This window comes from Luedemannella flava (assembly GCF_039528515.1).
Lineage (GTDB): Bacteria > Actinomycetota > Actinomycetes > Mycobacteriales > Micromonosporaceae > Luedemannella > Luedemannella flava.
This window is the reverse complement of the sequence record NZ_BAAALT010000267.1, coordinates 10,974-37,957: the sequence shown is the minus strand read 5'-3', so window position 1 is coordinate 37,957 and position 26,984 is coordinate 10,974. Positions and strand designations below refer to the sequence as shown.

Below are 26,984 nucleotides of genomic sequence, written 5' to 3'. Positions count from 1 at the left end.
CAAAAAGCTCTTTCGTACGACTCGCCGGCCGGCCCCGGCGGACACGCGGCGCCGCCCGGCGCTACCGCTGGCCAGCGGCGGCGCCGGGCGGCACGTGCCCTCGCGTCAGGTCGTCCGGCGACGGTACGCGTACCGCGCGCCGAAGATGACCGCCAACCCGGACAGCACCGCGCCCAACCCGAGCAGGGCGACCACCGTGGCCGGTGCCCCGGTCACGGGCAGGCTGTCCATGTTGCCGCTCGCCGCCCCGGATTCGGACGAGCCGGCCCAGCTCGGCTGCGAAGACCCACTCGCGGACGATCCCGGGTTCGTGACCGGGACGGTGCCCGAGGAGTCCGGCACCTCGATGACCGCCGAGTCCGCGTCGTTGCCCCGGTTGGTGTTGGCGTCCCCCGGGTTGCTGCCGACCTTGGTGCCGGACCGCGAACCCGCCACGGCGATCGTCGCCGTGTTCCGGATCGTGCCGGGCTGGGTGGCCCTCGCCCGCAGCGTCAGCGTGGCGGTCAGGGTCGTCGGCAGGTTGCCGATGGCCCACCGGTCGGCCGCCTCGTCGTACGTACCGACGCTCGCCGCGGCCGACACGAACTCCAGGCCTTCGGGCAGCGGGTCGCTGACGTACACGCCGGTGGCCTCGTCGGGCCCGTTGTTCGTCGCGACCAGCGTGTAGACGACGACGTCGCCGAGCTCGTGGGCCCGCTGGTCGACCCGCTTGGTCAGCTGCGGGTCCGCCGACGGCACCGTCTCCAGCACGGCGGTGTCCGCGTCGTTGGCCGGGTTCAGGTTCCAGTCCGGCACGCCGTCGGCCCCGCGCAGCCGACTCGTGTTGGTGCCGTCGGTGGCGGCCGTCGCGGTGATCTCGGCCGGGTTGATGATGGTCCCCCGGTCGATGACCTTCGCCTTGATGGTCAGCGTCTGGCGCTCGCCCTTGTCGAGGTCGCCGATGCCGGTCCACGCGCCGGTCGCGGGGTCGAAGGTGCCCGCGGTCGTCGTCGACGAGACGTACTCCACGCCGTCGGGCAAGGCGTCGGCGACCGAGCACGACACGGCGGTGTTCGGCCCGTTGTTCGTGGCGACGATCGTGTAGGTCACAACGTCGCCCAGCTTCGGCGTGGCATCGTTGATCGACTTCATGACGGCCGGGTCGGACGTGATGACGGCCGTCCGCACGGTGTTGCCGGCGAGGTCGGGCAGGCCGGCCGAGCTGAGGCCCGGGTACTCGGGGTTGTTCGCCCCGGTGCCGTGCTCGGACACCTTGAGCGAGGTCGTGCCGTTGGGGAACGTCTCCGCGGCGGTGCAGCTCCAGGTGCCGTCGGCCTTCGCCACCGTGGTGCACACGGTGTTGCCGTCCTGGTCGGTGACCTTGACGGTGTCGCCGGGCCACGCGGTGCCGGACAGTGGCGTGTCGCTGTTGTCGTGCGGCAGCACGGGCGGCGGCGGGTTGATCTTCGGCGGCGTGCGGACCACGATCCGGGTCGGGATCAGCGCGCTCTCGTTCACGCCGAAGCCCAGGTCGGGCGCCGCGTCCGGGATCCGGTACCGCACCCCGACCCAGGTGTCGCCGGACGAGGGCACGGTCGCCTGGTAGGTCGTGGTGGTCGCGCCGCGGTCCTCATCCTTGGTGACCGTCACCCGCGAGACCTGCACCGGGTTGTCGCCCAGCTCGGCCGGGCTGCCCGCCTGGAACCAGCTCGGGTTGGGCGCCCACAGGTGCAGGCTCGAGTCGGCCGACCAGCCGCAGGCGCCCTCGGTCCGGCCGGTGATGGTCGTGGTCGACGTGCCGGCGTTCACGAGCTTGCCGGGCATCGGCGGCGTGAGCGTGCCCGAGTTGATGACGGGGGTGGGGCAGCTCGGTGAGGTGGCGTCGGCGTAGCCGTTGGGCGCGAGCCACACGATGGCCGCGAGTCCCGCGCCGGCGGCGGCCGAGCCCGCGATCAGCCGGGGCGCGCCGCGCGCGCTCCACAGTGAACGGAGCATGCTTCACCTTCCTGTTCGTGCCACAGACTCCTCCCACATAACGGTTATGTACCGTAGCGAATGAAATACCTTCAAAAGCACAAATAGTGCAAATCGCCCAAACAAGCGATCAGCGGGTCGGACGCGTGAGGTACACCGCGGTCACGTACGGGTCGGCGACCTCGCCCCCGCGCTCGTCGACGAGGGCGCCCAGTTCGTCGAGGAACGCCTCCCGCCGCGCCGCCGGCAGCCCGTTGACGTTCGGGAACGAGCCGAACAGCCGCCGCGCGCCGGCGGCGGTCAGCCGGTGCTCCCACCGGATCAGCTCCACCTCGACCGGCCCGAACCAGCCGCCCTGGCGCAACTCGTCGGTCCACGAGTCGACGCGCAGCGGGCCGGGCACGAACGTCGGATCGCGCCGCTCGTGTGGCAGGTACCGGTCGTACAGCGCCGGCAGGTCCCACCGGAACGGGGTGGGGTTCTCCGGGTCACCGAACACGGTCCACCAGACGGCCAGCCAGCCGCCCGGCCGCAGCGCGCGGGCCAGCTTGGGCAGCGCCACGTCGGGTCGCACCCAATGGAACGCGGTGGCCGAGGTCGCCAGGTCGAACGGGGCGTCGGGCAGCTGAGCGTCCTCGAAGTCGGCGCACACCACCCGCAGCCGGTCGCCGCCGAGCCGGGCGGTCAGCAGCTCCGCCATGCCGGGGCCGGGCTCCACGGCGACCACGTCCGCGCCCCGGGCGAGCAGCTCACCCGTGGCCTGACCCGTCCCCGACCCGATCTCCAGGACCCTGGCCCCGGCGGTCAGCCCGCGCTCCGCCAGCAGCTCGAACACCCTTTCCGGGTACGGCGGACGCGCTGCGGCGTACTCCCCCGCTCTGTCATTGAACGACCAACGCCGGTGCCTGTCCTGACCGTCCAACACGGACACAACCTAACCGCGCGGCGGCGTGTAGCGCGCGTCACTTTCCCCGCTGTCACATCCGGGCCGCGGCGGTCCGCGAGGAGTGGTCGGAGGAGGAGACCGCCAACCTGATCCTGGCGATCGCGACCATCAACACGTGGAACCGCATCGCCGTCGCGGCCAGGTTGGCGCCCTCGGCATGAGCGAGCGAGTCATCAGCTCAGGCACGACTCATGACGGCACCGGAGCGAAGCGTAGGTGACGGCATGAGTTCGCCGGGTGCTGCTGAGCTGGTCGAGCACCGGCCGATGCTGTTCGGGCTGGCGTACCGGCTGCTCGGCAGCGCCCACGACGCCGAGGACGTGCTGCAGGACGCCTGGGTCCGGCTGCGCCGCGCGGACCCCGCGCAGGTGCGGGAGCCGCGTCGGTACCTGACCCGGGTCGTGACCCGGCTCGCCATCGACGCCCTGCGCGCCCGGCAGGCCCGGCGGGAGAGCTACGTCGGGCCGTGGCTGCCCGAGCCGCTGCCCACCGGCGCCCGCCGGGACCCGGGCGGGCTGCCCGAGGAGGCCGCCCTGCGCGACGACACGCTCTCGATCGCCGTCCTGCACCTCATGGAGCGGCTCACCGCCCCGGAACGGGCCGTCTACGTGCTGCGTACCGCCTTCGACCTGCCGTACTCGGAGGTCGCGGAGGCCCTGGACCGCGAGCCCGCACACTGCCGGCAGCTGCACCACCGCGCGGCCGCCGCCCTCGCCGCGGACCGCCGCCGCTACCCGGCCGACCCGCGCGAGCACGCCCGGCTGCTGGACGCGTTCATCCTCACCGTCGCGGTCACGGACGGCCGCGTCAGCGGCGTCTACGTCGTCGCCAACCCGACGAAACTGGCCTGGCTGGTCGCGGCCGCGTGACCCCCGCATCCGGTACACGACCGCGAGCCCCGACACCCTAGAGTCAAGGCATCATGGCGAAGGGCGAGATGGACGAGGTGGCGACCGTCGAGGGCGACGTCGTCGAGCTGACCGTCCCCGCCGAGCCGGCCTATCTCGCCGTCGTGCGCACCGCCACCGCCGGCCTCGCCGCGCGCCTGCGCTTCTCGACCGACGAGATCGAGGACCTGCGGGCCGCCGTCGACGAGGCGTGCGCGCTGCTGCTCGGCCTGCCGCCGGCCACCATGGAACCAGCTCTGACCTGCCGTTTCGACCTGCACGACGACGGGCTGACGGTGGTCGTGGCGACGCCGACCGTCGCCGGCGCGCAACTGCCCTCGACGTCGTTCGCGTGGCAGGTGCTGACGGCATACGCCACGGACGTGTCGGGCACGGCGCACAACGGCACCGCCCGCATCGAGCTCACCAAGCGCCGGTCGCGGCGTTAGGTCCGGGACGCCAGGGCGACGTCCTCCCGGTCGCGCACCCGGTCGAACGCCTCCCGCACGTGCGTGACGTGGCGGGCCGCCGCCCGTTGCGCAGCGGCCGCGTCGCCCGCCGCGATGGCGTCGACTATCTCGTGGTGCTCTATGTCGACCCGGTCCCAGAACGCGTCGTTGATGATCCCGGTGAGCCGGTCCTTGGTCAGCGACAGATAGAGCGGGCGGCCGATCAGCTCGGCCAGCGGGTTCCGGGCCGCCCGGAGGACCGCCAGGTGGAACTGACGATGGACCTCGAGCAGCTCGCCCAGATTGACCGAGCGGGGCGCCAACAGGGCGGCCCGGATCGAGGCGAGATCGGCGTCCGTGCGGCGCAGCGCCGCGTAACCGGTGGCCGGCACCTCCACGATGCCGCGCATCTCCAGGATGTCCCGCTGGCGCAGGGAGCCGGAGGAGAGCAGCAGCGAGACCCCGGTCGTCAGACCGGTGGCCAGATGGTCGGTGCTGGGATGGCCGACGAAGCTGCCGCCCGTCACGCCACGCGTGGTCGTGATCAGGTGCTGACTCGCGAGCAGGCGCAGGGCCTCGCGCACGGTGCTGCGGCTCACCCCGGAGCTCGCGCACAACTGCGGCTCGGTGGGCAAGCGGTCACCGGGCCGAAGCTCACCCGAGGTGATCTGGGCCTGGATGGCGTCGGCGAGAACCTGGTACGCCGGCAGTCGTACCGCAACGGTCACAATTGGTGAGTTTACGCCTCTGGTCGCCAGGGGATGCCGAGCGCCGCGCGAGTGGCGGGGGCCAGCAACAGGCCCGCCCCGACGAACCCGACGAGCAGGACGGGCACGCCCAGCCACGGCGCCCCGCCGCTGACCATGTACCACCCGATAGGCACGAGGAGCAGCTCCAGCACGATGGCGGGGCTGCGGGCCCACGCGCGGCGGCGGCTCAGTGCCCGGGTGAGCACCGCGAAGATCGTCGTGATCACCAGTGCGTACGCGGTGACGGTCAGCGCCGCCTGCAGACTGCCGGCGTCGGCGGTCAGGTCGGACCACACCGTGAGGGCGGTGACCGCCGCGAGGACGACAGTCTGGGCGGCGAGCAGTCGCACCGCCCACGTCAACGTCGCGCCTGACGGTGGCGCGGCGGTCGTCTGCTCGGGCGTGTCGGCCATGCTCGCAGCGTACCGGCGCGGGCCACGGCGCCCGACTCGGTACTCTCGCCGCATGCGCGCGCTTCTCGTGGTCAACCCCAAGGCCACCACCACGTCGGCACGGGGTCGCGACCTCCTCGTGCGGGCGCTGCGCAGCGAGGCCGAACTGACCGTCGAGTACACGCGCCGCCGGGGCCACGCCGCCGACTTCGCCCGCCAGGCGCTCACGGAGCGTTATGACGTCGTCGTCACTCTCGGTGGCGACGGCACCGTGAACGAGGCGGTCAACGGGCTGCTGTCGGAGGGGCCCGGCCCGCACGTGCCGGCGCTCGCCGTCGTCCCCGGGGGGTCCACCAACGTCTTCGCCCGGGCCCTCGGCCTGCCCCGGGACTGGGCGGAGGGCACGTCGGTGATCCTCGACGCCCTCCAGCACAAGCGGTTCCGCACCATCGGGCTGGGCACCGCCAACGGGCGGTATTTCACGTTCTGTGCGGGTTTCGGCCTGGATGCCGAGGTGGTCCGCAAGGTGGAGCGGGCGCGGCTGCGCGGGCGCACCGCCACCCCGCTGCTCTACCTGCAGTCCACGATGGCGCAGTTCCTGATGGAGACCGACCGCACCGACCCGCTGGTCACCCTGTCCCGGCCCGGCCACGAACCCGACCCCGACCTGGCCATGGTCATCGTGCAGAACACGGCGCCGTGGACGTACCTAGGCGAGCGGGCGCTGCACGTCAGTCCGGACGCCAGCTTCGACACCGGCCTGGACGTCCTGGCGCTGCGCGCCCTGCGGCTGTCGGCCACGGCGCGCGCCGCCGCCCGGATCCTCTCCGGCAAGGGGGTGCCGGCCGGCCCACATGTCGCGACCCTGCACGACGTGGATGAATTCACCCTCAAGGCGGCGCATCCTTTGGCGTACCAACTGGATGGCGACTACCTCGGTGAGCGGGATGAGCTGAAATTTACCGCTGTGAAGGATGCACTCCGCGTAGTCTGCTGACTGGAACATCCACTACGCCGACACGCTCATATGTCGGAAATGCTGGCATGCTATGGCGTGGCGTACTAGATTGACTACGCAGCGTTGTCATCGGGGTGCTCTTAACTCGGTGCATATCGGGCAAATGGCTCGTGACGTCCATCACCTGTTCGGCCTTTTGTCCAATCCCCCCTTGACAATGCGTGAGTTCGTGAAAGTATTCACAAGCGAGCCGAGTGAAGGTGACTCTGCCTGCCACTGCGGTCCCGCCGAATAGCCATCCCGGCTCTGACGTTCGGCACCGCGGACAAAGGGACATACGAAATACCGCGACCGAATCAACGAATCAAGGAGTGTTGCCGCCATGGACTGGCGCCACCGTGCTGTCTGCCGCGACGAGGACCCGGAGCTGTTCTTCCCTATCGGGACGTCCGGCCCCGCCCTGCTGCAAGTCGAGCAGGCCAAGGCAGTCTGCCGGCGCTGTCCTGTGACCGATCAGTGCCTGCAGTGGGCGCTTGAGAGCGGCCAGGACGCCGGCGTCTGGGGCGGAATGAGCGAGGAAGAGCGACGCACCGTCAAGCGTCGTGGCGGCATTCGGGTCCGCGCTCACTCCCTCTAGACCGAAAGAGCAGTCCCCGTCCTCGACGGGTCCGCACACCAATCGGCTCAATCGCACACAGCAGGCGCCCTCGGCCACAACCGGCCCGGGGCGCTTCTGCATTTCATAAGCCAATGAGGTGACCGACGCCGCCACCAAGATCGATCATGTGTCGCGGTTTCGGGCACCGGAGCTCGGAGGGCCTCGTCCGGTAACGCGGCGGCACGATCGGCTCTTGCGCCCTGGAACTGCTGGATGATCGGCGTTTGGTGCGAAAAAGCGCTGTGGCAGCGGTTTTCGGCTCGAAACCGCGATCTTCCCGGGCGGGACACGGTGTTCCCCACGCCGGACACCGCCCCAGGTCTGGCGCGGGTCTATGGCGCCATAGGTCCGGATGGGCGGCCCTATTCCGAATTGCGGTGTGCCCGTGGCGCGGCGGGAGTGTCCCGCTAGCCGACCGGGACCGGGGCGGGGGCGGCGGTGGCGCGCTTGACGATCAGGTCGACCAGTTCGGGGGCGTCGGCGAGCGGCCCGGACACCGCCAGCGCCCCGGCGGCGCGGGCCGACCCGGCCGCGATGTCGTGCAGCTTCCCGGCCGCCAGGAAGTACGACGCGGCGACGATGCGCGTGGCACCCCGCCGGCGCAGCGCGTCGACGGCGTCCCCGCCGCTGGGCGGCGCTGCCGAGGCGAACCCCACCTCGCACGGCACGCCGAGGCTCTCCCCCAGCGCCCGGGCCGTCCGGCCGACCGTCTCCCGGGCCGCCTCGACCCGCGTCCCGGCCGCGATGAGCGCCACCCCGTCGTACGTCCCGGACAGCTCGTCGAGGCGCCGTCGCAGGGCCGCGAGCAGCAGCGGGTCGGGCTCCTCGCCGGGCCCGGCGGGCCCGAGCACGCCGGCGACCCGGGTCGGCACCCCCGCCTCGCGCAGCAGCGCGGGAATGTCCACCCGACCGTGGTACGCCTTGGTGAGCAGCGCCGGGACGAGCACCGCGGCGGGCTCCGGTTCGGCCCGGCCGGCGGACTCCGTCTCGGGCCAGCGCGGCGCCGGGATGATCGGGCGCGGGCTGGCCAGGCCGCGCAGCACCCCCGGCACCGACGGCAGGTTGAACTCGATGAACGCGGTCACCACCGGCCCCGGCCACTGCTGCCCGACCGCGCTCGCCAGCCGCCGCATGGTGGCCGGCGAACGCAGATCGGGACTGCCGTGAGCGGTGATGACCAGAGGTGTCACGAGGTGCGCCAGCTCACGCGTGCAGGCCGCACTCGGTCTTGTCGAACATGGCCCAGCGGCCGGCGCGCACGTCCTCGCCCGGCTTGGTGCGCCGGGTGCACGGCCAGCAGCCCACCGACGCGTACCCCTGGGACAGCAGCGCGTTCACCGGCACGTCGTAGCGCTCGATGTAGGCCTGCACGTCCTCGTCGCTCCAGCTCACGAGCGGGGCGACCTTCACCTTGCCGCGCGACGCCTCGAAGGAGACCTCGCGGGTGTTGGCCCGGCTCGGACCATCGGCGCGGCGCAGGCCGGCGGCCCAGGCGTCGTAGCTGGCGAGCTGGCGCTCCAGCGGCTCGACCTTGCGCATGGCGCAGCACTCGTCGGGGCTGCGCGCGAACAGGCGCGGGCCGTACTCGGCGTCCTGCTGTCCGACGGTCAGCTCGGGGCGCACCGACACGACGGTGACGGGGATGGTGGCCTGGACACGGTCGCGCACCGCCAACGTCTCGTTGAAGTGCAGGCCCGTGTCGAGGAAGACGACCTCGATGCCGGGGGCGACGCGGCTCGCCACGTGCGCGAGCACCGCGTCGGCGAACGAGCTGGTCACGCAGAACCGCTCGCCGAACTGCTCCACCGCCCACTCGATGACGGCCTCGGCACTGGCCCCGTCGAGGGCCGCCTGGCCCTCGGCGGCGATCTCGGCCAGTTCCTGAGGGGAGCGTCCGTCGCCGGTGGCGCCCAGGGACAGGGTCGGCAGCAGGCCGACCGCGGACAGCAGAGTCATCGCTTCACCACCAATCCGATGAACTTGACCGTGAACACCCGGGTGCATTCGCGACACGCCCAGGCGCCGTGCTGATCCTCATGCGGACGCAGGTCCTCGCCCCCGCAGTACGGGCAGTAGTAAGGGACCATCCGGTCCGACGACTCGCTCATGTGAGCTGCTCTTCAGGTGCCCGGATCACCCACTGGGCGAAGGACTCGTTCTCCGTGCGGCCGGCGACGTAGCTGCGGGCCACCCGTTCCACGTACGCGGGAAGCTCTTCCGCGGTCGTCTTGAGGCCACGGACCTTGCGGCCGAAGCCGCCCTCCTGGCCCTTGGCCATCGCCAGGCCGCCGCCGAGGTGGATCTGGAAGCCCTCCACCATCTCGCCGTCCGGGCCGGGCACGAGCTGGCCCTTGAGGCCGATGTCGGCGACCTGCGTGCGCGCGCAGGCGTTGGGGCAGCCGTTGACGTTGATCGTCAGGCTGGTGTCGAGGTCGCCGAGGGTCTGCTCCAGGTGCTCGACCAGCTGCGCGGCGCGGGCCTTGGTCTCGACGATGGCGAGCTTGCAGTACTCGATGCCGGTGCAGGCCATTGTGCCCCGCCGCCACTGCGACGGCTCGGCCTGCAGGTCGATCTCGCGCAGGCCGTTGATGAGGCCGTTGACCTCGTCCTTGGGCACGTCGAGGATCAGGAGCTTCTGGTACGGCGTGAGGCGCACGCGGCCGCTGCCGTGGGCCTCGGCCAGCTCGGCGACCCGGGTGAGGACGCTGCCGGAGACCCGGCCCGCCACGGCGGCGACGCCGACGTAGTAACGCCCGTCGTTCTGCTCGTGCACGCCGATGTGGTCCAGCGGCTCGGCCGGCAGCTCGGGCGCCGGCCCGTCGACCAGCTTGCGGTTCAGGTACTCACCTTCGAGGACCTCGCGGAAGCGCTCGACGCCCCAGTCGGCGACGAGGAACTTGAGCCGGGCGCGGTGGCGCAGGCGGCGGTAGCCGTAGTCGCGGAAGATGCCGACCACGCCGGCCCACACGTCGGGGACCTCGTCGAGCGGCACCCAGACGCCGAGGCGCTGGGCCAGCATCGGGTTGGTCGACAGGCCGCCGCCGACCCACAGGTCGAAGCCGGGGCCGTGCTCGGGGTGGTTGACGCCGATGAACGCCACGTCGTTCGCCTCGTACGGCACGTCGGGCAGCCACGAGATCGTCGTCTTGAACTTGCGCGGCAGGTTCGAGAACGCCTTGTCGCCCACGTAGCGGCGGACGATCTCGTCGATCGCGGGCGTGGCGTCGAGGACCTCGTCCTTGCTGATGCCGGCGACCGGGCTGCCGAGCACCACGCGGGGGCAGTCGCCGCAGGCCTCGGTGGTCTGCAGGCCGACGCCCTCGAGCGCCTTCCAGATGGCCGGCATGTCCTCGATGCGGATCCAGTGGTACTGGATGTTCTGCCGGTCGGTGATGTCGGCGGTGTCGCGGGCGTAGCGGGTGGAGATGTCGGCGACGACGCGCATCTGCTCGGGGCTCAGCTGACCGCCGTCGACCCGGACGCGGAGCATGAAGTACTCGTCGTCGAGCTCGTGCGGCTCGAGGACCGCCGTGCGACCGCCGTCGATGCCGGGCTTGCGCTGCGTGTACAGCCCCCACCAGCGCAGTCGGCCGCGCAGGTCGGCCGGGTCGATGCTGGCGAAACCCCGGTGGGCGTAGATCGTCTCAACCCGCGCCCGTACGTTGAGGGGGTTGTCGTCCTTCTTCGTGCGCTCATTCGGGTTGAGCGGCTCGCGGTGGCCCAGCGCCCACTGGCCCTCACCGCGTGGGCGGCGGGCCTGACCGGCACCCGCGCGGGCGGGCCGGGGGGCGGACTGGCTGGGTGTAACCGACATGGACGCGATCCTCCTGACGGAGCTGGCGGGAGGGCGCGCGGGCCGGTGCCTCAGCGTGAAGGCTGGAGGCAGGCGATGACGTCGGTGTCAGCCGCCGGCGAAGGGCGCGCCCGCTGAGCAGAAAGGCGGGCAGCCGTCAGCCGGCCGGACAGATGGCGCTGCGCACGCGGCCGTAATCGACGTGGCGGCGGGCCACGAAGCGGCGTACGACTGCGTTCATCACCCGGACATAATCCCATGCTCGCCGCGTCGGGCGCCAGCAGATGAGCCGGCCATCCCATTTCCCGAGAGTGACCACCGCCACTGCCGACCTCGGCCCGGACGGCTTTTCAGCATGTTGTCAGCGGATCGACACATGCCTAGTACGTCTACCAAATCGGACGACGCTAGGGTGAGCTGACAGGAGATCGTTGGCCCACGAGAGCCGACCGGGCCGCCACCGACGCCGGCCGGGGGTCTGGGCCGCGCACGACCCGGAGGATGGATCCGTGCTCCACGCCAGTCCCGCGTCCAGGGACGTGGTCCCGGACGAGCTGGAGCTGCACGCCCGCTCGCTCCGCGCTGATGCGGCGACCCCACCGGCGGACCAACCGGCGGCCGCGTCCACGGCGGCCACGCTGGCCCCCGAGGCGCCTGAGACGGACGAGACCGACGAACGCTACGAGGATCTCCTGGCCGGCACCGACCTGCTCGCCGGCACCGAGGTGGACCCGCTCGCCGACCCACTCGCCGAGGCCGGGCCGGCGCCCGCGGCGGACGCCGAGGAGCCACCGCCCGGCCGGCACGTCCGTCCCGCCGCGATCGCCCAGTTCATCGGGCGGGCGCTGGCCTGGGTCGTGCCCGCGGTCGCGATGTACGTGGTCGGCCGGGTCGGCATCACCCGGCCGGTGCTCGGCTGGGACGAGATGGCCACCTGGAACGCCGCCCAGCGCCCCGTTCCGAAGATCATGTCCCTGATCGCCAACTTCGACGGCGTACTCGCGCCGTATTACCTGTTCATGCACTGGTGGATGGGGATCTTCGGCGACTCGCACCTGGCCCTGCGCGCCCCGTCGCTGATCGCCATGACGATCGCCGCGGCGCTCGTGGCCCGGATCGGCACGCGACTGATCGACCCGTTCGCCGGGTGCATCGCGGGCCTGCTCTTCGCGGCCGTCCCCGCCATCACCCGGTACGCCCAGGACGCCCGCCCGTACGGCTTCGCGGTGCTGTTCGCGACCCTGGCGACGCTGCTGCTCGTGCGCGCGATCGAGCGCCCCACGCCGCGGCGCTTTCTGCCGTACGCGGCCAGCGTGGCTCTGCTGGGGCTGGCCAACATCGTCGCGCTGCTGCTGCTCGTCGGGCACGCCGTGGCGGTGACCTGGCGGCTGTCGACCACCCGCGACCGGCGCCTGCTGTGGTGGCCGCTCGCGGCCGCGCTGGGCGTGGCGCCGGCGATCCCGCTCATCAAGCTGGCGATGCCGCAGCACGACGCGATGCTCGCCTGGATCCACGTGTACGACTGGCAGGTCGCGGCGGCCGCCCCCGGCGACATCTTCGGCACCACGGTGGCCGGTCTGATGATCATGGGCATCGCGCTGCTGGCCCGGCCCGCGTCGCGGTGGGTGCTCGCCGGGCTGCTGACGATCGCGATCGTGCCGCCGGCCGCCCTGCTGCTCGCCTCCATCGGCTCGCACGTCTGGGTCCCCCGGTACGTGCTGTTCACGGTGGTCGCCTGGGTGCTGCTCGCGGCGTTCGCGCTGCGCGGCACGCGCGTGCGCGCGGTCCTGGCCGTGGTGCTGGTGGCCGCCGTCGCCATGCCGGCGCAGTTCGAGCTGCGCGCCGACGATGCCCACATCGGGCCGGACAACCGCCTGGTCAGCGAGTTCCTGCGCACGCACGCCCAGCCCGGCGACGGCATCATCTACGCCGTCGAGGACCTCTGGTCCACCCGCAACGGCATCGAGTACTACCTGGGTGCCGACGCCCCGCGCGACGTGCTGCTGTTCCAGTCCCGGGAGGACAACAACACCCTCGTCGACACGGAGTGCCCGGACGCGGCCCCCTGCATCGGCGACACCAAGCGGCTGTGGCTCTACCGCTGCGCGAACGGCGCGGAAGGGCTCGCGCACATCGGCTCCGCCGAGCAGTTCCTGCGGCTGCACACCACGATGGCCGAGCGCTACACCATCGGCGGCTGCAACCTCAAGCTGTACGTCCGCGACGGCGAGCCGGCGGCGTGGCCCCAGGAACCGGTGGCGCTGCACGACCCCGACGCGCCGACCACCCGCATCATCGGTGAGGACTGAGCGGCACCACGAGCACCGCTTCGGTGCCCCCCTCGGAACGGGTCCGCATCTCGATCGAGCCGCGCAGCTCGCCACGCGCCAGCGTGCGCACGATCTGCAGGCCGAGCCGGTCGCCGGCGTCCAGGTCGAAGCCGTCCGGCAGGCCGCGCCCGGTGTCGGCGACGCTGACGTGCAGCTGGCGGCGGAACCGGTGGGCCGAGATGGTCACCTCGCCCCCGCTGCCGGGCGCGAACCCGTGCTCGACGGCGTTGAGCAGCAGCTCGTTGAGCACCATCACCAGCGGCGTGGCGATGTCCGCGGGGAGCACGCCGAACGTGCCCTCCCGGTGCAGGCGCACCTTCGACTCGGGCGAGGCGACCTCGGCGGCGGCCGACGCGACCCGGTCGATGATGCCGTCCAGCTCGACCGCCTCGTTCGGGGAGATCGACAGCGTCTCGTGCACGAGGGCGATCGACGCCACCCGGCGCACGGACTCCTCCAACGCGGCCCGGGCGTCGGGCGTGTCCACGCGCCGGGCCTGCAGGCGCAGGAGGGCCGCGACCGTCTGCAGGTTGTTCTTCACCCGGTGGTGGATCTCGCGGATGGTGGCGTCCTTGGTGATCAGCTCCCGGTCCCGCCGGCGGACCTCGGTGATGTCGCGGACCAGCACCAGCGCCCCTATCGGGACCCCGGCCGGGATGAGCGGCAGCGCCCGCATGAGCACGGTCGCGCCGCGGGCCTCGATCTCCTTGCGGGCCGGGGCGTCGCCGCGCAGCGCCGCGTGCACGCGGTTGCTCGCGTCGTTCCCCTCCAGCGGGTCGTTGGCCAACCGGCTGGTCAGGGCCGCGAGATCCTCACCCACGAGGTGGGCGGCAAGGCCCAGTCTGCGGTACGCCGACTGCGCGTTCGGGCTCGCGTAGGTCACCTTGCCGCTGGCGTCGAGCCGGATGAGCCCGTCGCCGACCCGGGGCGCGCTCGTGGTCTCACCCGGGTGCCGCGGCGGCGGGAACGTGCCGTCGGCGACCATCTGGGCCAGGTCGTCGGCCGTGGTCAGGTAGTTCATCTCCAGTTGGCTGGGGGTGCGCGCGGTGGTGAGGTTCGTGTCGCGGCCGACCACGCCGATGACGTCGGAGCCGTCGCGGCGGCGCACCGGGATCGCCTCGTGGCGGGCGGGGGTGTCGCCGTACCAGACCGGGTCGCCCTCGCGCCAGATGCGCCCCTGGTGCAGCGCGATCGACAGGTGCGAGACCTCCGGCCCGGCCATGATCCGGCCGACGTGGTCGTCCTGGTACGCCGTCGGGGCGGTGGTCGGGCGCACCTGCGCGACGCACACGAACTCGGGGTGGCTGTGCGCCGTGGGCACCCATAGCAACAGGTCGGCGAACGACAGGTCGGAGATCAGCTGCCAGTCGCCCGCCAGCCGGTGCAGATGATCGACCTCAGCCGGGCCGAGGGTCGTGTGCTCCTCGACGAGATCACGCAGCGTGGACACACGCAGAGCCTGTCAAACGAACGTGTCAGCGGGATGACCGGGGGTCACCGGGTGGCGGTGACCTTTTTCAGGCCACGCGGACTGTCCGGGTTCTCCCCGCGGGCGAGCGCCAGCGACAGCGCGAGCCGCTGCAGCGGCAGGATGTCCAACAGCGGGGCGTACCGCTCGTCGACCGGGGCCGTCGCCAGGTGGTGCACGCCGCCGGCCGACTGGGAGCCGATGGTCACCACGTCCGCGCGCCGGTCGGCGAGTCGGGCCAGCACGTCGCGCATGGACTCGCCGGCCGGCCCGCCGCCGACGACGGCGAGCACGGGCACGTCCGGGTCCGCCATGGCCAGCGGGCCGTGCAGCAGGTCGGCGCCGGAGAACGCCAGGGCCGGCAGGTAGGACGTCTCCATGAGCTTGAGCGCCGCCTCCCGCGCCGTCGGGTACGCGTACCCCCGGCCGGTCGTGATGAGCCGCCCGGCGAACCGGTAGCGCGCCGCGAGCTCCTCGGGCGCGGACCCGGCGAGCGCCTCCGCGGCCAGTCCCGGCAGCGCGTCGAGCGCGGCCCGCTCGTCGGCGGGCAGGGCGCCGGCGCCGGCCCGCACCCCCTCGACGAGCATCAGCAGCGCGAGCAGCTCCGCCGTGTACGTCTTCGTGGCGGCCACGGCCCGCTCGTGCCCCGCCCCGATGTCGAGGCTCAGCTCGGCCGCCTCCGCGAGCGGCGAGTCGGGCGCGTTGGTCACCGCGAGGGTCAGCGCGCCCTGCTCGCGGGCCACCCGGACGACCTCCCGCAGGTCGGGCGAGCCACCGCTCTGCGACACCCCGATGACGAGGCTGTCGCGCAGGTCGGGCCGGGCCCCGTAGACGGTGACGGCGGACGGTGAGGCCAGCCCCGCCGGCAGCCCCAGGCGGATCTCGGCCAGGTAGGCCCCGTAGAGGGCGGCGTGGTCGGACGTGCCGCGCGCGGTGAACACGATGTGCCGCGGGCGGCGGCGCGCGATCTCCGCCGCGACGGCCGCGACGGGCCCGGCCACGGTGTCGAGCATCCGCGCGTAGACGTCCGGCTGCTCCGCGATGTCGGCCGCCATGCCCGCGCCTGGACGCTCCACCATGACTCCCCCTGTACCCACTCGTGCGCGAACCTGCGCGCCTCATGCTCACTCTTGCACGTTCGGTCGCCATTCCGCAATAAAACGAGCACCACCGACCACCCGCGAGCGCGGCTTGGGTGTGGTGATGGCGCCATAGCCCTGGAATGCGCGCAGGGATTCCACGGCTGTGGCGCCATAAGCAGGCGGTCAGGCGCTGGGGAGGTCCTTGCGGAGGGCGAGGAGAGTGACGGCCGGGAACGGGGACCAGTCGCGGGCCGGGGTGCGGGCGAAGGCCAGCCCGGCGTAGAGGCGCTGGGCGCGGGTCGCGAAGTCGCGCACGTAGATGACCAGCGCGCGGGCGCCGGCGGAGCGGGCCCGGTCGGCGCAGGCGGCCACCAGGGCACGGCCCACGCCCAGGCCCTGGGCGGTCGGGTCGACGGCGAGCATCCGGAACTCCGCCTCGCCCGGCCCGGCCAGCTCGGCCAGGGCGGAGCCCGGCAGCACGAACGCGACAGCGCCCACGACCCGCCGGCGGGAAGGCGTCGTGGCGACGGCGACGAGCAGTTCGGCAGCCTCAGCGCGGCCGGCGACGTCGGCGAGGACCGCGTCGTAGCCGTGGTCGCTCGCGAGCTGACCGTCGGCACGGTAGGCGGCGACGGTCAGCCGGGCGATGTCAACATAGTCGTCGGCCACGGCGGGCCGGACGACGATGTGAGGGGAGACCGTGGTCACTCCACCGTGGCGATGAGGTCGCCCTCCTGGACCACGTCGCCCTCGGCGACGGCCAGCTCGGTGATGGTGCCGTCCGACTCGGCCACGACCGGGATCTCCATCTTCATGGACTCGAGGATGACCAGCGTGTCGCCCTCGGCGACCTCGTCACCGACGGCCTTGACGACCTTCCACACGTTGGCGACCATCTCGGCGCGGATCTCGTCGGCCATGGGTGTCCCTTTCTGGGCACGTGACTATGCTTCGCGCTCCCCCGGACGGGACCGCTGACGTATCCAATCACGAACCCGGCGGTCCTCAACCATGCGCCCGGCCGCGCGCCGTAGAATTCCCCGACACCTGATGGAGGAAGCTCATGGCTAAGAAGTCCCGCAAGAAGAAGGCCCGGAAGAAGAGCGCCGCCAACCACGGCAAGCGCCCCAACTCCTGAGTCGCCGCGCGGGGGTCCGTCGCGACGCGGCCGGGCCCCCTGGGCGTACCCGGAGAAAGATCTTCAGCCGCGCTCGTAGGTCGTCTCGACGACCAGCGCCGCCAGCCTGGCGCGCAGCTTCTCGCGCAACTCCACCGGCGCCTGGTCGCCCCCGCAACAGCGGTTGACGAGGGCCTTGACCTCCTGCTCGATGCCGTACTCGCGCAGGCACGGCGAGCACTCGTCGAGGTGTTCGCTGATCACCGCCCGGCGGTCGTCGGAGCACTCCAGGTCGAGGAAGAGGTAGACCTCGCCCAGGACCTGCTGGCAGTCGACGTCATGGGGATCGCCGCAGCTCACAGCCTTACACCTCCCGGCCGGCCGGGTCAGCCGGATCGTCCGACGGGGTCCGCGCGAGGCCCCGCTCCGCAGCGTAGTTCTCCAACAGGCGGCGCAGGTTGCGCCGACCGCGGTGCAGCCGGGACATCACGGTGCCGATCGGCGTGTTCATGATGTCCGCGATCTCCTTGTACGAGAAGCCCTCGACGTCGGCGAGGTAGACCGCGAGCCGGAAATCCTCCGGCAGGCTCTGCAGCGCGTCCTTGACGTCGCTGTCCGGGAGCCGGTCGAGCGCCTCCGTCTCGGCGGACCGCAGCCCGCTGGACGTGTGCGACTCCGCCTCGGCGAGCTGCCAGTCGGTGATCTCCTCGGTCGGCGCCTGCACGGGCTGACGCTGGCGGCGCCGGTACGAGTTGATGTAGGTGTTCGTGAGGATCCGGTAGAGCCAGGCCTTCAGGTTCGTGCCCTGCTCGAACTGGTGGAAGGCCGCGAACGCCTTGAGGAAGGTCTCCTGGACCAGGTCCTCGGCGTCGGCGGGGTTGCGGGTCATCCGCATCGCCGCCGCGTAGAGCTGATCGAGGAAGGGTAGGGCCTCCCGCTCGAACCTGGCCCGCTGCTCGCCCACCCCGGCGCTCGATGTCACGCGTTCGCTCCTCTTTATGGCTCGCGCAGAGGATACGACGCCCGACCCGGGTGGCGGCGCGGAAGGCGGTCGCGTCGCCGTACGCCGTTGTCCGCGAGCCGCGCGGGTCTCAGCGGTCCCACTACGCACCAGCGCGCTCACCGTCACCCATCTCCCTTTCACCGATCGGTTCCGGTCGGTCCAACAAGGGAGGGCCAGGCCTTCATTCCGGGCGGGACGAATGTCACGCTCTCTCGCCCGTCCTGGCCCCGACGCCGGTCGGGCGCCGGGGACCAGGAAGGGCCTGGGAGGTTGGGTACGGACCTGGATGTCCGCGGTAATGGAGATGTCCCAGCTACCTGTTCACCCTGTCCAACGAGGCCAATCTGGGCCAGGACACGCGTCACCGGCGGCGCAGCCAGGCGGCCACCGCCTCACCGACCGCCGCCGGGTCCCGCTTGAGGTCGTGCTTCTCCCCCGCCAGCACGGTCACCTCGACCGCGCCGACCGCCTCGGGTACGCCGAACGGGTCGCGGTCGCCGTTGACCACGAGGGTCGGCAGGCCGGGGTCGAGCTCGGCGGCGCGGCTCACCTCCGGTCGGCCCGGCGGGTGCAGGGGGAAGGCCAGCGCGACCACGCCCACGGCGCCGACCGCCCGCGCGGTGCGGCAGGCCACCCGCGCGCCGGACGACCGGCCGCCGACGATGAGCGGCAACCCGCGGGCTTTCGCGCCGATGAGCTCGGGCAGCGCGGCGACGACCGTCGTCCAGGCCTCGTCCAGCGTCGGGGCGGCCGGCGGGGCGCGCCGGCCGGCCACCCGGTACGGCTGGGTGACCCGGGCCACGACGAAGCCGCCCGCCCGCGCGGCATCGCGCACGGCGCACACGTCAGGCGCGTCCACGCTGCCGCCGGCCCCGTGCCCGAGCACGAGCAGGCCCGTGGGGCGGCCGGCGGGCAGCACCCAGTCGGCCTCCGCCGGGCCGCGCGGGGTCTGGACGACGGTCATCCCACGATGATCCCCCAGTCGGGGGCGTCGGTTCAGACGGAGCCGACGAGTTCCCGGGTCGCGCTCATCGGCCCGACGAGCGCGCGGGCCGCTTCCAGCGCGTCGTACGTGGTCCCGGACTCGCGCATCCCCGCCCGCCAGGCGACCAGCATGGCCCGCCGCTCGCGCGCGGTCGTGCCACCCCAGACGCCGTGACAGTCGCCCACGTCGAGCGCCCAGGCCAGGCACGCCCCCTGCACGTCGCACGTGCGGCAGAGCGCCACCGCGGCGTCGGTCGCCTCGTTGGGCGCGGGAAAGAAGACCTCCGGGTCGACGCTGCGGCACACCCCCCGCACCCGCCAGGCCTGACCGTCGTCGCGCTCCTCGAACGCCCGGCGCAGCCGCGGATCACGACTGGCCGCCGCCACCTCATGCGGCCGGGGCATCCTTGCGCGCGTCATGACGCCACCTCGCTCCGCGAGGCGTCGACATGACTGAGCACTGAGCCAGCCGATGGCCACGCTGCGCGCGGCCATACCGCCACCTCGCACTGCGGGGTGTCGACATGACTGATACCGAAACGGACTGTGCCGTCGGTCATTTACCCACCTCCCCCGTGGGTCGTTGTGCGACGTCCGCCCCCCTCGGCGAACGCCAACGCTAGGCCTGTCAATGTGACCAGGCCGGCGCTGTGTTGTATCGCACTCTGTGCATGCCGAACAAGAGGAGAGCGCATTTACGCCAAAAGTCCTGCGGACAAATGGTGCTTAAGCCCTAAAACAATGAAGGACTTTGATGTACGGCCGGAGATACTGCGGCCGCGGGACCGGGGGCCGCGCGAACAAGCTCCGGACCGTCGTTCCGGACATCGCCGACAGCGGATCCTACGGGTCGGATCTCCAGTTGTGTGACCCAGTCCGTGTCCGGCATGAGCAACCCCGTCGCGTCGTCCGCGGCGAGCCACTGCGCCCACCGCTGCGGCGGCAGCACCAGTGGCATCCGGTCGTGCACCGCGGCCAGGTCCCCCACCGCCGCGACCGTGATCACGCTGATGGTGAGCAGGCGCTGGTCGCCGGAACCCCACACCGACCACAGGCCCGCGAAGGCGAGCGGCCCGCCGTCCGGGCGGGTCATGAAGTACGGCTGCTTGCCGTCCGGGCGCTTGAGCCACTCGTACCAGCCGTCGGCCGGCACCAGGCAGCGCCGCCGCTCGAACGACTGCGCGAACGCCCGCGACGTCGCCACCGTCTCCGCCCGCGCGTTGATCATGCGCGCGCCGCCCTTGGTGTCCTTCGCCCACGACGGCACGAGACCCCACCGGGCCAGCGACAACACCCGGCCGTCCGCCCGCGCGCTGTGCCGCACCAGCGCGACCGGATCGGTCGGCGCCACGTTGTAGTCGGGCGCCAGCGCGCCCTCGGTCTCGTCCGCTGCCTCGAACAACGCCGACAGGTCAGCCGCGCTGCGCGTCGAGGCGTACCGCCCACACATGACCCATACGGTAGCGCCGGGCAGAATGTCACACAGGCCCGTGGAGCCACCGATGGGAGCGGTTAACTGCCGAAGAAGCGCGAGTACGACGAGGACGACGTGCGGATCCGCCCGGGACGCTCGACGCGCCCGCGCACCCGCATCCGGCCCACCCACGACACCGCCCTCGACGGCTTCGTCGTCGCGGTCGACCGCGGCCGCTACACCTGCGCCATCGGTGACCGCGTGGTCACCGCCATGCGCGCCCGCGAACTGGGCCGCCGCGGCGTCGTCGTCGGCGACCGGGTCGCGGTCGTCGGCGACACCTCCGGCGACGAGGGATCGCTGGCCCGCATCGTGCGCATCGACGACCGCGCGTCCATCCTGCGCCGCAGCGCGGACGACGACGAGAACACCGTCGAGGGCCGCCAGGAGCGCGTCATCGTGGCCAACGCCGAGCAGCTCGTCATCGTCAGCGCGCTCGCCGACCCGCCGCCCCGCACGGGCTTCATCGACCGCTGCCTCGTCGCCGCGTACGACGCCGACATCGAGCCGCTGCTCTGCCTCACCAAGGCCGACCTCGCCGGGCCGGAGGAGGTGCTCGCCTACTACGCCGACCTCGACCTGCCGTACGTGCTGTGCCACCCCGACCGGCCGCTCGACGAGTTGATCGAGGCCTTGCGCTCGCGCCTGTCCTGCCTCGTCGGGCACTCGGGCGTCGGCAAGTCCACGCTGGTCAACCGGCTCAGCCCCGACGCCGACCGGGCGGTGGGCGTGGTCAGCGCGATCGGCAAGGGCCGCCACACGTCCACGTCCGCGGTCGCCCTGCCGCTGCCCGGCGGCGGCTGGGTGGTCGACACCCCCGGCGTACGGTCGTTCGGCATCGCCCACGTGGACCCGGAGAACGTCCTGCACGGCTTCCTGGACCTGCTCCCCGCCTCGGTCAACTGCTCCCCCAACTGCGACCACCTGACCACCCCCGGCTGCGGCCTGGACGCCCTGGTCGCCGCCGGCGGCGCCGACCCCCGCCGCCTAACCTCCTACCGCCGCCTCCTCTCCTCCCGCACAGGCGACACCCGCCCCTCCGCCTGACCCCACCGTCCGCGCGGTGGCCCGGCCGACGTTGGACCGTTAGACAGGTAATTCCGCGCGAAATAGCCCGCCTCACGGTCCAAACGCTGGCCGGCCGAGCGGGGAGGGCGGGCCGCCAGAAGCGCGCGTGATGACCCGCGCGGCCCGCCTCGCGCCAGAAAGTGCGAAGGTGGTGGGGCACCGCGGCCCGGACCCCACCAGAAGTGCACATGTGACGGCCCTTCCCGGCCCGCCTCGCGCCAGAAGTGCACAGGTGGCGGGGCACAGTGCGATCACGCTCGCCAACTGTGAGCTTCTGGCGAGGCGCAGGACCGCCCACCCCACCAGAAGTGAACTTCTGGCGAGGCGCAAGACCGCCCACCCCACCAGAAGTGAACTTCTGGCGAGGCGCAGGACCGTCTGCCCCGCCAGATGCGCACTTCTGGCGGGTGGCCGGCCGGCGGACCTCGCCAGATGTGCACATATGGCGAGCACCCGCGGCAGCCACCCGGCCCCGGCCCCAGCCAGCAAGAGGTGGCCTTCGGCGCAGCAGACCCCGCGCAAGCCGGCAATGGAGACCCTTTGGCGGCGTCACGATGGCGCGGCCACGCCACAGGGTCGCCTTTCGCTAGGCAGGACGCCCCGCCACCCGCCGAGGGGTCGCCTCCGGCGGGGCGTGGGTGGGGAGGCGGGGTCAGCGGGGGAGGACGGGGCCGCCGGTGCGCCAGTAGACGCCATCGGCGCGGGACATGAGGTCCTCGTCGATCAGGTGGCGGCGGAGAGCGGGGTAGTCGGGGTGCCAGGCGCGCAGGACCGCGTCCACCTCGCGCTCCGGGTATTTCACGCCCGGTTCGAAGCCGGAGACGATGTGCTCCAGGATGATGCGGCGCTTGCCGCGGGCGGCCGGGATCGAGACGAGGCGGCCGTCGGCGATGAACGCGCGCAGCACCGCCGCGCGGTCACGGTCCGGGTCGAGGGGTTCGGCGGGCGTCGCGTTCTGCGCCGCGGCGTACTCCCGGACTGTGTCCTTGAAGAGGGTGACCTGCGCGACCAGGCCGCCGTCGACGGACGTCAGCAGGCCGCCCTGGAGCAACCGGTTGATCGCGGCGACCGCCTCCCGCGCACTGAGGTCGGCGCGGAGCGCGACCTCGCCGGGCGTGCGGGCGCCGAGCACCACTGCCGCGAAGGCGCGCAACCGGCTCTCCTCCGCGAGCAGTCCGAGCACGGCGTTCGGTCCCATTCCGGTGAGCCTACCGGCGTGTCGCGCCGGACCCCCTCTTCAGATCGAAGCCGTGTAGGTTGCGTGCGTGACCCGCTACGCCGACGACCTCGCGCTGGCCCATGTCCTGGCCGACAGCGCGGATTCCATCTCGATGGCCCGGTTCCGGGCGCTCGATCTGAGCGTGACCGCCAAGCCGGACCTCACGCCCGTCTCGGACGCGGACACGGCCGTCGAGAAGGTGATCAAGTCGACGCTGGGGCGCACGCGGCCGCGCGACGGCATGATCGGCGAGGAGTTCGGGCGCAGCGACGCGGCGGCCGGGCCGAGCCAGCGGCAGTGGGTGGTCGACCCGATCGACGGGACGAAGAACTTCGTGCGCGGCGTGCCGATCTGGGCCACCCTGATCGCCCTCATGGAGGGCTCCGAGGTCGTGGTGGGCCTGGTGTCCGCGCCGGCGCTGGGTCGCCGCTGGTGGGCCGCCAAGGGCCTCGGGGCGTGGGCGGGGCGCCACCAGCACGCCGCGACCCCGATCAGGGTGTCGGGCGTCAGGCGGCTGGCGGACGCGTCGTTCTGCTACTCGTCGCTCAACTCGTGGGAGCAGGCGGACAGGTTGGACGCGATGCTCGACATCATGCGGCAAACCTGGCGAAGCCGGGCGTACGGCGACTTCTACGGGTACATGCTGTTGGCGGAGGGTGCCGTGGACATCATGGTGGAGCCTGAGCTGTCGCTCTGGGACATCGCGGCCCTGATCCCGATCGTGACCGAGGCGGGCGGAACCTTCACCGACCTGGCCGGCCGCGAGGGTCCGGGCGGCGGCAGCGCCATCGCCACGAACGGGCCGCTGCATGCCGACATCCTTGATCGGCTCGGTTCATGACCAAGAAGAGGGTCGGTCGCCCGACTGTGTCTCGGCGCGAGCCGAAGCGGCCCCTTATCCTCCTCGCGTGATGTCTACGGGCTGGTTCTACCTGGCTGCCATGATCGGCATGTACGGGGTGGCCAACCTGCTGCAGTCGATGGCGGCCGCGAAGACCACGGCACATCACACCCTCGACCCCGCGCTGTTGGTCCGGCTCGCCCGGCACCGGACGTACCTCGTCGGCCTGCTCTGCCAGATGCTGGGCTTCATCCTGGCCTTCCTCGCCCGCCGCGACCTGCCGCTGTTCCTCGTGCAGGCGAGCATGGCGGCCGGCCTCGGCGTGACCGCGATCCTGGGCGTCCTGGTGCTGAAGTGGCGCCTGCCCCCCGCCGAGATCTCGCTGCTGGTGCTGCTCTGCCTCGGCATCGCCGCGCTGGTCATCTCGGCGCAGCCGCACCCGTCCCGCGACATCGGGGTCACCGGCGAGATCGCGCTCGTCGTCACGCTCGGCCTGGTGGCCGTCCTGGGGCTGCTCGCGGCGAAACTGCACGGGGCACCCGGCTCGGTGGCCCTGGGCGCGCTCGCCGGAATGTCGTTCGGCGCGGCGGCGGTCGCCTCCCGGCCGCTGGCCAACGCGCACTCGGTGGACGCGTTCATCACCGACCCGCTGCTCTACATCCTGATCGCGCACTCCCTCGTGGCCCAGCTGCTGCTCGGCCTCGCGATGCAGCGCGGGTCGACGACGGCGGCGGTGGCCGCGATGGACGCCGCCTGCGCGATCCCGCCCGCGATCATCGGTCTGATGTTCCTGGGCGACAAGGTGCGGCCCGGCCTGGGCTGGCTGGCGGCGGTCGGCTTCGTGGCGACGCTGGCCTCGGTCATCGGCATGACATTCTTCGCCGAGCCCCAGCACCACCACGCGATCGGCCGCCACCGCCGCCCGGACCAGTTCGTCGGGACGCGCCGCGCGCCCGAATAATCACCGCCCGTGCAGGGTGAGGATGTAGTCCAGCACCAGCGCGGTCCACCCGGTCTGGTGCATGGCGCCCAGGCCGGCGCCCGTGTCCCCGTGGAAGTACTCCGGGAAGGGCAGCAGGTCGCGCCAGCGCGGGTCGGTCTGGAACAGCTCGACGTCCCCGAACAGCGGCCGCTTCCCGTCCTTGTCGGCCAGGAACAGGTTGACCTGCCGTTGGGACAGGTCGTTGGCGATGTCGGTCAGCGACTTCTTCACGCCCGAACCCGTCGGGTACTCCACCATGAGGTCCTCGCCGAAGAACCGGCCGAACCGCCGCAGGCCCTCGATGATCAGGTAGTTCACCGGGTACCAGATCGGGCCGCGCCAGTTGGAGTTGCCGCCGAACAGGCCCGTCGCCGACTCGGCCGGCTCGTAGCCCACGGTGAACTCGGTGCCGCCAAGCTCGACGGTGTACGGCTCCTTGAGGTGCTTGCGCGACAGCGTGCGCAGCCCGTACGGGGAGAGGAACTCCTCCTCGTCGAGCATCCGGCGCAGGATCATCAGCAGGTGGTCCGTGCCGACGGCCGTCAGCAGGCGCAGCTGCTGGCCGTCGCGGATGCGCCGGGCGCCGACCACGTCCACGTACTCGGGCTTGTTGGTGAGGAACCAGCGCAGGCGCCCGGCCACCTCGGGCAGCCGCGCCAGGGTGATCGAGCTGAGGATGGTGTTCGCGCCCAGCGGCAGCAGGCCGACGACCGAGCGCACCTTCAGCGGCACCTGCGTGCCGTCCGCCTGACGGATGACGTCGTAGAAGAAGCCGTCCTCGTCGTCCCACAGCCCCTGCTCGAACGCGGCGGCCGCGATGTAGGCGAAGTGCTCGAAGAACTTCGTGGCCAGGTCGACGTACGCGCGGTCGTGGGTGGCCAGGACCAGGGTCATCTCGAGCAGGTTCAGCGCGTACATGGACATCCACGCGGTGCCGTCGCTCTGCTCCAGCACGCCCGCGATGGGCAGCGCGGCGCCCCGGTCGAACGGGCCCACGTTGTCCAGGCCGAGGAAGCCGCCCTCGAAGACGTTGTTGCCGCTGGTGTCCTTGCGGTTGACCCACCAGGTGAAATTCATCAGGAGCTTTTGAAGTACGCGCGCGAGGAAGTCGAAGTCGCGCGCCCCGTCGAGCTCGAAGACCTTGAGCGCCGCCCAGCCGTGCACGGGCGGGTTCACGTCGTCGAACGCCCACTCGTAGGCGGGGATCTGCCCGTTGGGGTGCATGTACCACTCGCGGAGCAGGAGCAGCAGCTGCTCCTTGGCGAACGACGGGTCGACCCGGGCGATCGCCACGCACTGGAACGCGAGGTCCCAGGCGGCGTACCAGGGGTACTCCCAGGGGTCCGGCATGGAGATCACGTCGAAGCTCGACATGTGCCACCAGTGGCCGTTGCGGCCCCGCTTGCGCCCGGCGGCCGCCGGCTGCCCGGCCGGGTCGCCGGCCAGCCAGCGGACGACGTCGTAGTGGTAGAACTGCTTGCCCCACATGAGGCCGGCGACGGCCTGGCGCAGCACGAGCGCCTCGTCCGCGCTGGCGGTGGGCGGGGTCAGGGCGGCGAAGTAGGCGTCGGCCTCGGCGCGGCGGGCGGCGACCACGGCGTCGAAGTCCGCGCCCAGGTCGAGGGCGGCGTGGTCGCGCTTGGCGGCCTCGGGCGACCACTCGTCGGCGCTGCTGGCCACGAGCGCGAGCCGCAGCCGGATCTGCCTCGTCTCCCCCGGCTGGAGGTTCAGCTCGTAGTGCAGGGCGCCCTTGGTGCCGATCCGCTCGGGGTTGACCAACGGCTTGTCGTTGATCAGATACTCCCCGATGCCGTCCTTGGGGTACCTGGAGCGGCTCTTGAGGCCCCACAGGCGCTCGGCGTTGGACTCGTTGTCACAGCACAGGGCCTCCGGGTCGCCCTCGCCCGCGAGCACGAGCCGGCCCAGGATGCGGTGCTTGGCCACCAGCGTGCCGGCGTCGTAGCCGTGCAGGGCCGGCACGTCCGACCAGCCCGGCAGGCCCCACGCCCAGGTGTTGCGGAACCACAGGGTCGGCAGCACGTGCAGCGGGGCGGCCTCGGGGCCGTGGTTGGTGACGGTCACCAGGACGCAGTAGTCGGTCGGCGAGGCCTTGGCGTAGTCGACGTTGATGGCGAAGTACCGGTCCTCGTCGAAGATGCCGGTGTCGACCAGCTCGAACTCCGGCTCCTCCCGGCCGCGCGCCCGGTTGACATCGTGCAGCTCGCTGTACGGGAACTTGGCCTGCGGGTAGTGGTAGCGCCAGGTCATCCACGAGTGCGTGGGCGTGGAGTCCAGGTACCACCAGTACTCCTTGCAGTCCTCGCCGTGGTTGCCCTCCGGGCCGGCGAGGCCGAACATGCGCTCCTTGAGGATGTTGTCCTGCCCGTTCCAGAACGCGAACGCGAAACAGAACGTCTGCCGCTCGTCGCAGATGCCCCCGAGACCGTCCTCGTTCCACCGGTAGGCCCGCGACCGGGCGTGGTCGTGGGGGAAGTAGTCCCACGCCGTCCCGTGCTCGCTGTAGTCCTCCCGGACGGTCCCCCAGGCCCGCTCGGACAGGTAGGGACCCCACTCCCGCCAGGCGTCCACGCCCGAGTCGGCGTCGGCCAGCCTCTCCCGTTCAGCGTCCAT

General features: G+C 72.0%; 27 protein-coding genes. 9 read left to right on the top strand and 18 right to left on the bottom strand.

Annotation, left to right across the window (positions count from 1 at the left end; translation table 11 throughout):
• Nucleotides 1-105 precede the first annotated feature (105 nt).
• Both ABD211_RS29820 and ABD211_RS29815 read right to left on the bottom strand, forming a co-directional pair.
• Nucleotides 106-1,974 (bottom strand): Ig-like domain-containing protein, encoded by a 1,869-nt coding sequence (locus tag ABD211_RS29820; RefSeq protein ID WP_344139010.1) that lies wholly within the window; start codon nt 1,972-1,974, stop codon nt 106-108.
• Nucleotides 1,975-2,083: 109 nt separating this feature from the next.
• Nucleotides 2,084-2,788 (bottom strand): class I SAM-dependent methyltransferase, encoded by a 705-nt coding sequence (locus ABD211_RS29815; protein WP_344139008.1) that lies wholly within the window; start codon nt 2,786-2,788, stop codon nt 2,084-2,086.
• 335 nt (nt 2,789-3,123) lie between these two features.
• On the opposite strand from ABD211_RS29815, the gene ABD211_RS29810 reads away from it, so the two are divergent.
• Both ABD211_RS29810 and ABD211_RS29805 read left to right on the top strand, forming a co-directional pair.
• Nucleotides 3,124-3,768, top strand: a complete 645-nt coding sequence (locus ABD211_RS29810; RefSeq protein WP_344139006.1) for a sigma-70 family RNA polymerase sigma factor — start codon at nt 3,124-3,126, stop codon at nt 3,766-3,768.
• Nucleotides 3,769-3,821: 53 nt separating this feature from the next.
• Nucleotides 3,822-4,235, top strand: coding sequence for an ATP-binding protein (locus tag ABD211_RS29805; RefSeq protein ID WP_344139004.1), 414 nt, complete (start codon nt 3,822-3,824; stop codon nt 4,233-4,235).
• Here ABD211_RS29805 and ABD211_RS29800 read toward each other — a convergent pair.
• Both ABD211_RS29800 and ABD211_RS29795 read right to left on the bottom strand, forming a co-directional pair.
• Nucleotides 4,232-4,963 carry a FadR/GntR family transcriptional regulator gene (locus ABD211_RS29800; protein ID WP_344139002.1) on the bottom strand — a complete coding sequence of 244 codons (732 nt, stop codon included), beginning with the start codon at nt 4,961-4,963 and terminating at the stop codon, nt 4,232-4,234. The genes ABD211_RS29805 and ABD211_RS29800 overlap by 4 nt on opposite strands.
• A gap of 11 nt (nt 4,964-4,974) precedes the next feature.
• A complete protein-coding gene (locus ABD211_RS29795; RefSeq protein ID WP_344139000.1) occupies nt 4,975-5,397 on the bottom strand; it encodes a hypothetical protein in 423 nt (140 codons plus the stop codon).
• Between the two features lie 52 nt (nt 5,398-5,449).
• On the opposite strand from ABD211_RS29795, the gene ABD211_RS29790 reads away from it, so the two are divergent.
• Both ABD211_RS29790 and ABD211_RS29785 read left to right on the top strand, forming a co-directional pair.
• A complete protein-coding gene (locus ABD211_RS29790; RefSeq protein WP_344138998.1) occupies nt 5,450-6,373 on the top strand; it encodes a diacylglycerol/lipid kinase family protein in 924 nt (307 codons plus the stop codon).
• 343 nt (nt 6,374-6,716) lie between these two features.
• The gene (locus tag ABD211_RS29785; RefSeq protein ID WP_344138996.1) at nt 6,717-6,971 is read left to right on the top strand and encodes a WhiB family transcriptional regulator; all 255 of its coding nucleotides are present in this window, start codon (nt 6,717-6,719) and stop codon (nt 6,969-6,971) included.
• A 428-nt stretch (nt 6,972-7,399) separates the two neighbouring features.
• Here ABD211_RS29785 and ABD211_RS29780 read toward each other — a convergent pair whose 3' ends face one another.
• From ABD211_RS29780 to ABD211_RS29770, 3 genes are all read right to left on the bottom strand, one after another.
• Nucleotides 7,400-8,182, bottom strand: coding sequence for a sirohydrochlorin chelatase (locus tag ABD211_RS29780; RefSeq protein ID WP_344138994.1), 783 nt, complete (start codon nt 8,180-8,182; stop codon nt 7,400-7,402).
• Between the two features lie 13 nt (nt 8,183-8,195).
• The gene (locus ABD211_RS29775; protein WP_344138992.1) at nt 8,196-8,948 is read right to left on the bottom strand and encodes a phosphoadenylyl-sulfate reductase; all 753 of its coding nucleotides are present in this window, start codon (nt 8,946-8,948) and stop codon (nt 8,196-8,198) included.
• 148 nt (nt 8,949-9,096) lie between these two features.
• A complete protein-coding gene (locus tag ABD211_RS29770; RefSeq protein WP_344138990.1) occupies nt 9,097-10,806 on the bottom strand; it encodes a nitrite/sulfite reductase in 1,710 nt (569 codons plus the stop codon).
• 488 nt (nt 10,807-11,294) lie between these two features.
• Here ABD211_RS29770 and ABD211_RS29765 point away from each other — a divergent pair, with 488 nt between their 5' ends.
• Entirely contained in the window at nt 11,295-13,094 is a 1,800-nt protein-coding gene (locus tag ABD211_RS29765; RefSeq protein WP_344138988.1) for a glycosyltransferase family 39 protein, read from the top strand.
• Here ABD211_RS29765 and ABD211_RS29760 read toward each other — a convergent pair.
• The 4 genes from ABD211_RS29760 to ABD211_RS29745 form a co-directional block, all read right to left on the bottom strand.
• Nucleotides 13,078-14,565 carry a sensor histidine kinase gene (locus tag ABD211_RS29760; RefSeq protein WP_344138986.1) on the bottom strand — a complete coding sequence of 496 codons (1,488 nt, stop codon included), beginning with the start codon at nt 14,563-14,565 and terminating at the stop codon, nt 13,078-13,080. The two genes, ABD211_RS29765 and ABD211_RS29760, sit on opposite strands and share 17 nt — an antisense overlap.
• Before the next feature lie 44 nt (nt 14,566-14,609).
• On the bottom strand, nt 14,610-15,638 hold the full coding sequence (locus ABD211_RS29755; RefSeq protein WP_344139038.1) for an SIS domain-containing protein: 1,029 nt from the start codon (nt 15,636-15,638) through the stop codon (nt 14,610-14,612).
• A 210-nt stretch (nt 15,639-15,848) separates the two neighbouring features.
• Nucleotides 15,849-16,373 (bottom strand): GNAT family N-acetyltransferase, encoded by a 525-nt coding sequence (locus tag ABD211_RS29750; protein WP_344138984.1) that lies wholly within the window; start codon nt 16,371-16,373, stop codon nt 15,849-15,851.
• A complete protein-coding gene (locus tag ABD211_RS29745; RefSeq protein ID WP_344138982.1) occupies nt 16,370-16,585 on the bottom strand; it encodes a biotin/lipoyl-binding carrier protein in 216 nt (71 codons plus the stop codon). The genes ABD211_RS29750 and ABD211_RS29745 overlap by 4 nt, the downstream gene beginning before the upstream one ends.
• A 143-nt stretch (nt 16,586-16,728) precedes the next feature.
• Between ABD211_RS29745 and ABD211_RS33990 the strand changes: the two genes are divergently transcribed.
• Nucleotides 16,729-16,803: a 50S ribosomal protein bL37 gene (locus ABD211_RS33990; RefSeq protein ID WP_369814844.1), complete on the top strand. Its 75-nt coding sequence runs from the start codon at nt 16,729-16,731 to the stop codon at nt 16,801-16,803.
• Nucleotides 16,804-16,866: 63 nt separating this feature from the next.
• Here the strand turns inward: ABD211_RS33990 and rsrA are convergent, their stop codons facing one another.
• The 5 genes from rsrA to ABD211_RS29720 all read right to left on the bottom strand — a co-directional run bounded on the left by rsrA (nt 16,867) and on the right by ABD211_RS29720 (nt 20,219).
• Nucleotides 16,867-17,142, bottom strand: coding sequence for a mycothiol system anti-sigma-R factor (gene rsrA / locus ABD211_RS29740; protein ID WP_344138980.1), 276 nt, complete (start codon nt 17,140-17,142; stop codon nt 16,867-16,869).
• Nucleotides 17,143-17,146: 4 nt separating this feature from the next.
• Nucleotides 17,147-17,782 carry a sigma-70 family RNA polymerase sigma factor gene (locus tag ABD211_RS29735; RefSeq protein ID WP_344139036.1) on the bottom strand — a complete coding sequence of 212 codons (636 nt, stop codon included), beginning with the start codon at nt 17,780-17,782 and terminating at the stop codon, nt 17,147-17,149.
• A gap of 364 nt (nt 17,783-18,146) precedes the next feature.
• Nucleotides 18,147-18,749 (bottom strand): alpha/beta hydrolase family protein, encoded by a 603-nt coding sequence (locus tag ABD211_RS29730; protein WP_344138978.1) that lies wholly within the window; start codon nt 18,747-18,749, stop codon nt 18,147-18,149.
• A gap of 32 nt (nt 18,750-18,781) precedes the next feature.
• Nucleotides 18,782-19,189, bottom strand: coding sequence for a WhiB family transcriptional regulator (locus ABD211_RS29725; protein ID WP_344138976.1), 408 nt, complete (start codon nt 19,187-19,189; stop codon nt 18,782-18,784).
• A 313-nt stretch (nt 19,190-19,502) separates the two neighbouring features.
• The gene (locus ABD211_RS29720; protein WP_344138974.1) at nt 19,503-20,219 is read right to left on the bottom strand and encodes an SOS response-associated peptidase; all 717 of its coding nucleotides are present in this window, start codon (nt 20,217-20,219) and stop codon (nt 19,503-19,505) included.
• Nucleotides 20,220-20,360: 141 nt separating this feature from the next.
• Between ABD211_RS29720 and rsgA the strand changes: the two genes are divergently transcribed.
• Complete coding sequence (gene rsgA, locus ABD211_RS29715) at nt 20,361-21,290, top strand: ribosome small subunit-dependent GTPase A (protein WP_344139034.1); 930 nt, start codon at nt 20,361-20,363, stop codon at nt 21,288-21,290.
• 673 nt (nt 21,291-21,963) lie between these two features.
• Here rsgA and ABD211_RS29710 read toward each other — a convergent pair.
• Entirely contained in the window at nt 21,964-22,509 is a 546-nt protein-coding gene (locus ABD211_RS29710) for a DUF2087 domain-containing protein (RefSeq protein ID WP_344138972.1), read from the bottom strand.
• A gap of 67 nt (nt 22,510-22,576) precedes the next feature.
• On the opposite strand from ABD211_RS29710, the gene hisN reads away from it, so the two are divergent.
• Together hisN and ABD211_RS29700 are read left to right on the top strand one after the other, a co-directional pair.
• Nucleotides 22,577-23,371 carry a histidinol-phosphatase gene (hisN, locus tag ABD211_RS29705; protein WP_344138970.1) on the top strand — a complete coding sequence of 265 codons (795 nt, stop codon included), beginning with the start codon at nt 22,577-22,579 and terminating at the stop codon, nt 23,369-23,371.
• A 100-nt stretch (nt 23,372-23,471) separates the two neighbouring features.
• Nucleotides 23,472-24,332 (top strand): hypothetical protein, encoded by an 861-nt coding sequence (locus ABD211_RS29700; protein WP_344139032.1) that lies wholly within the window; start codon nt 23,472-23,474, stop codon nt 24,330-24,332.
• Here the strand turns inward: ABD211_RS29700 and ABD211_RS29695 are convergent, their stop codons facing one another.
• Nucleotides 24,333-26,984, bottom strand: coding sequence for an MGH1-like glycoside hydrolase domain-containing protein (locus tag ABD211_RS29695; RefSeq protein WP_344139030.1), 2,652 nt, complete (start codon nt 26,982-26,984; stop codon nt 24,333-24,335).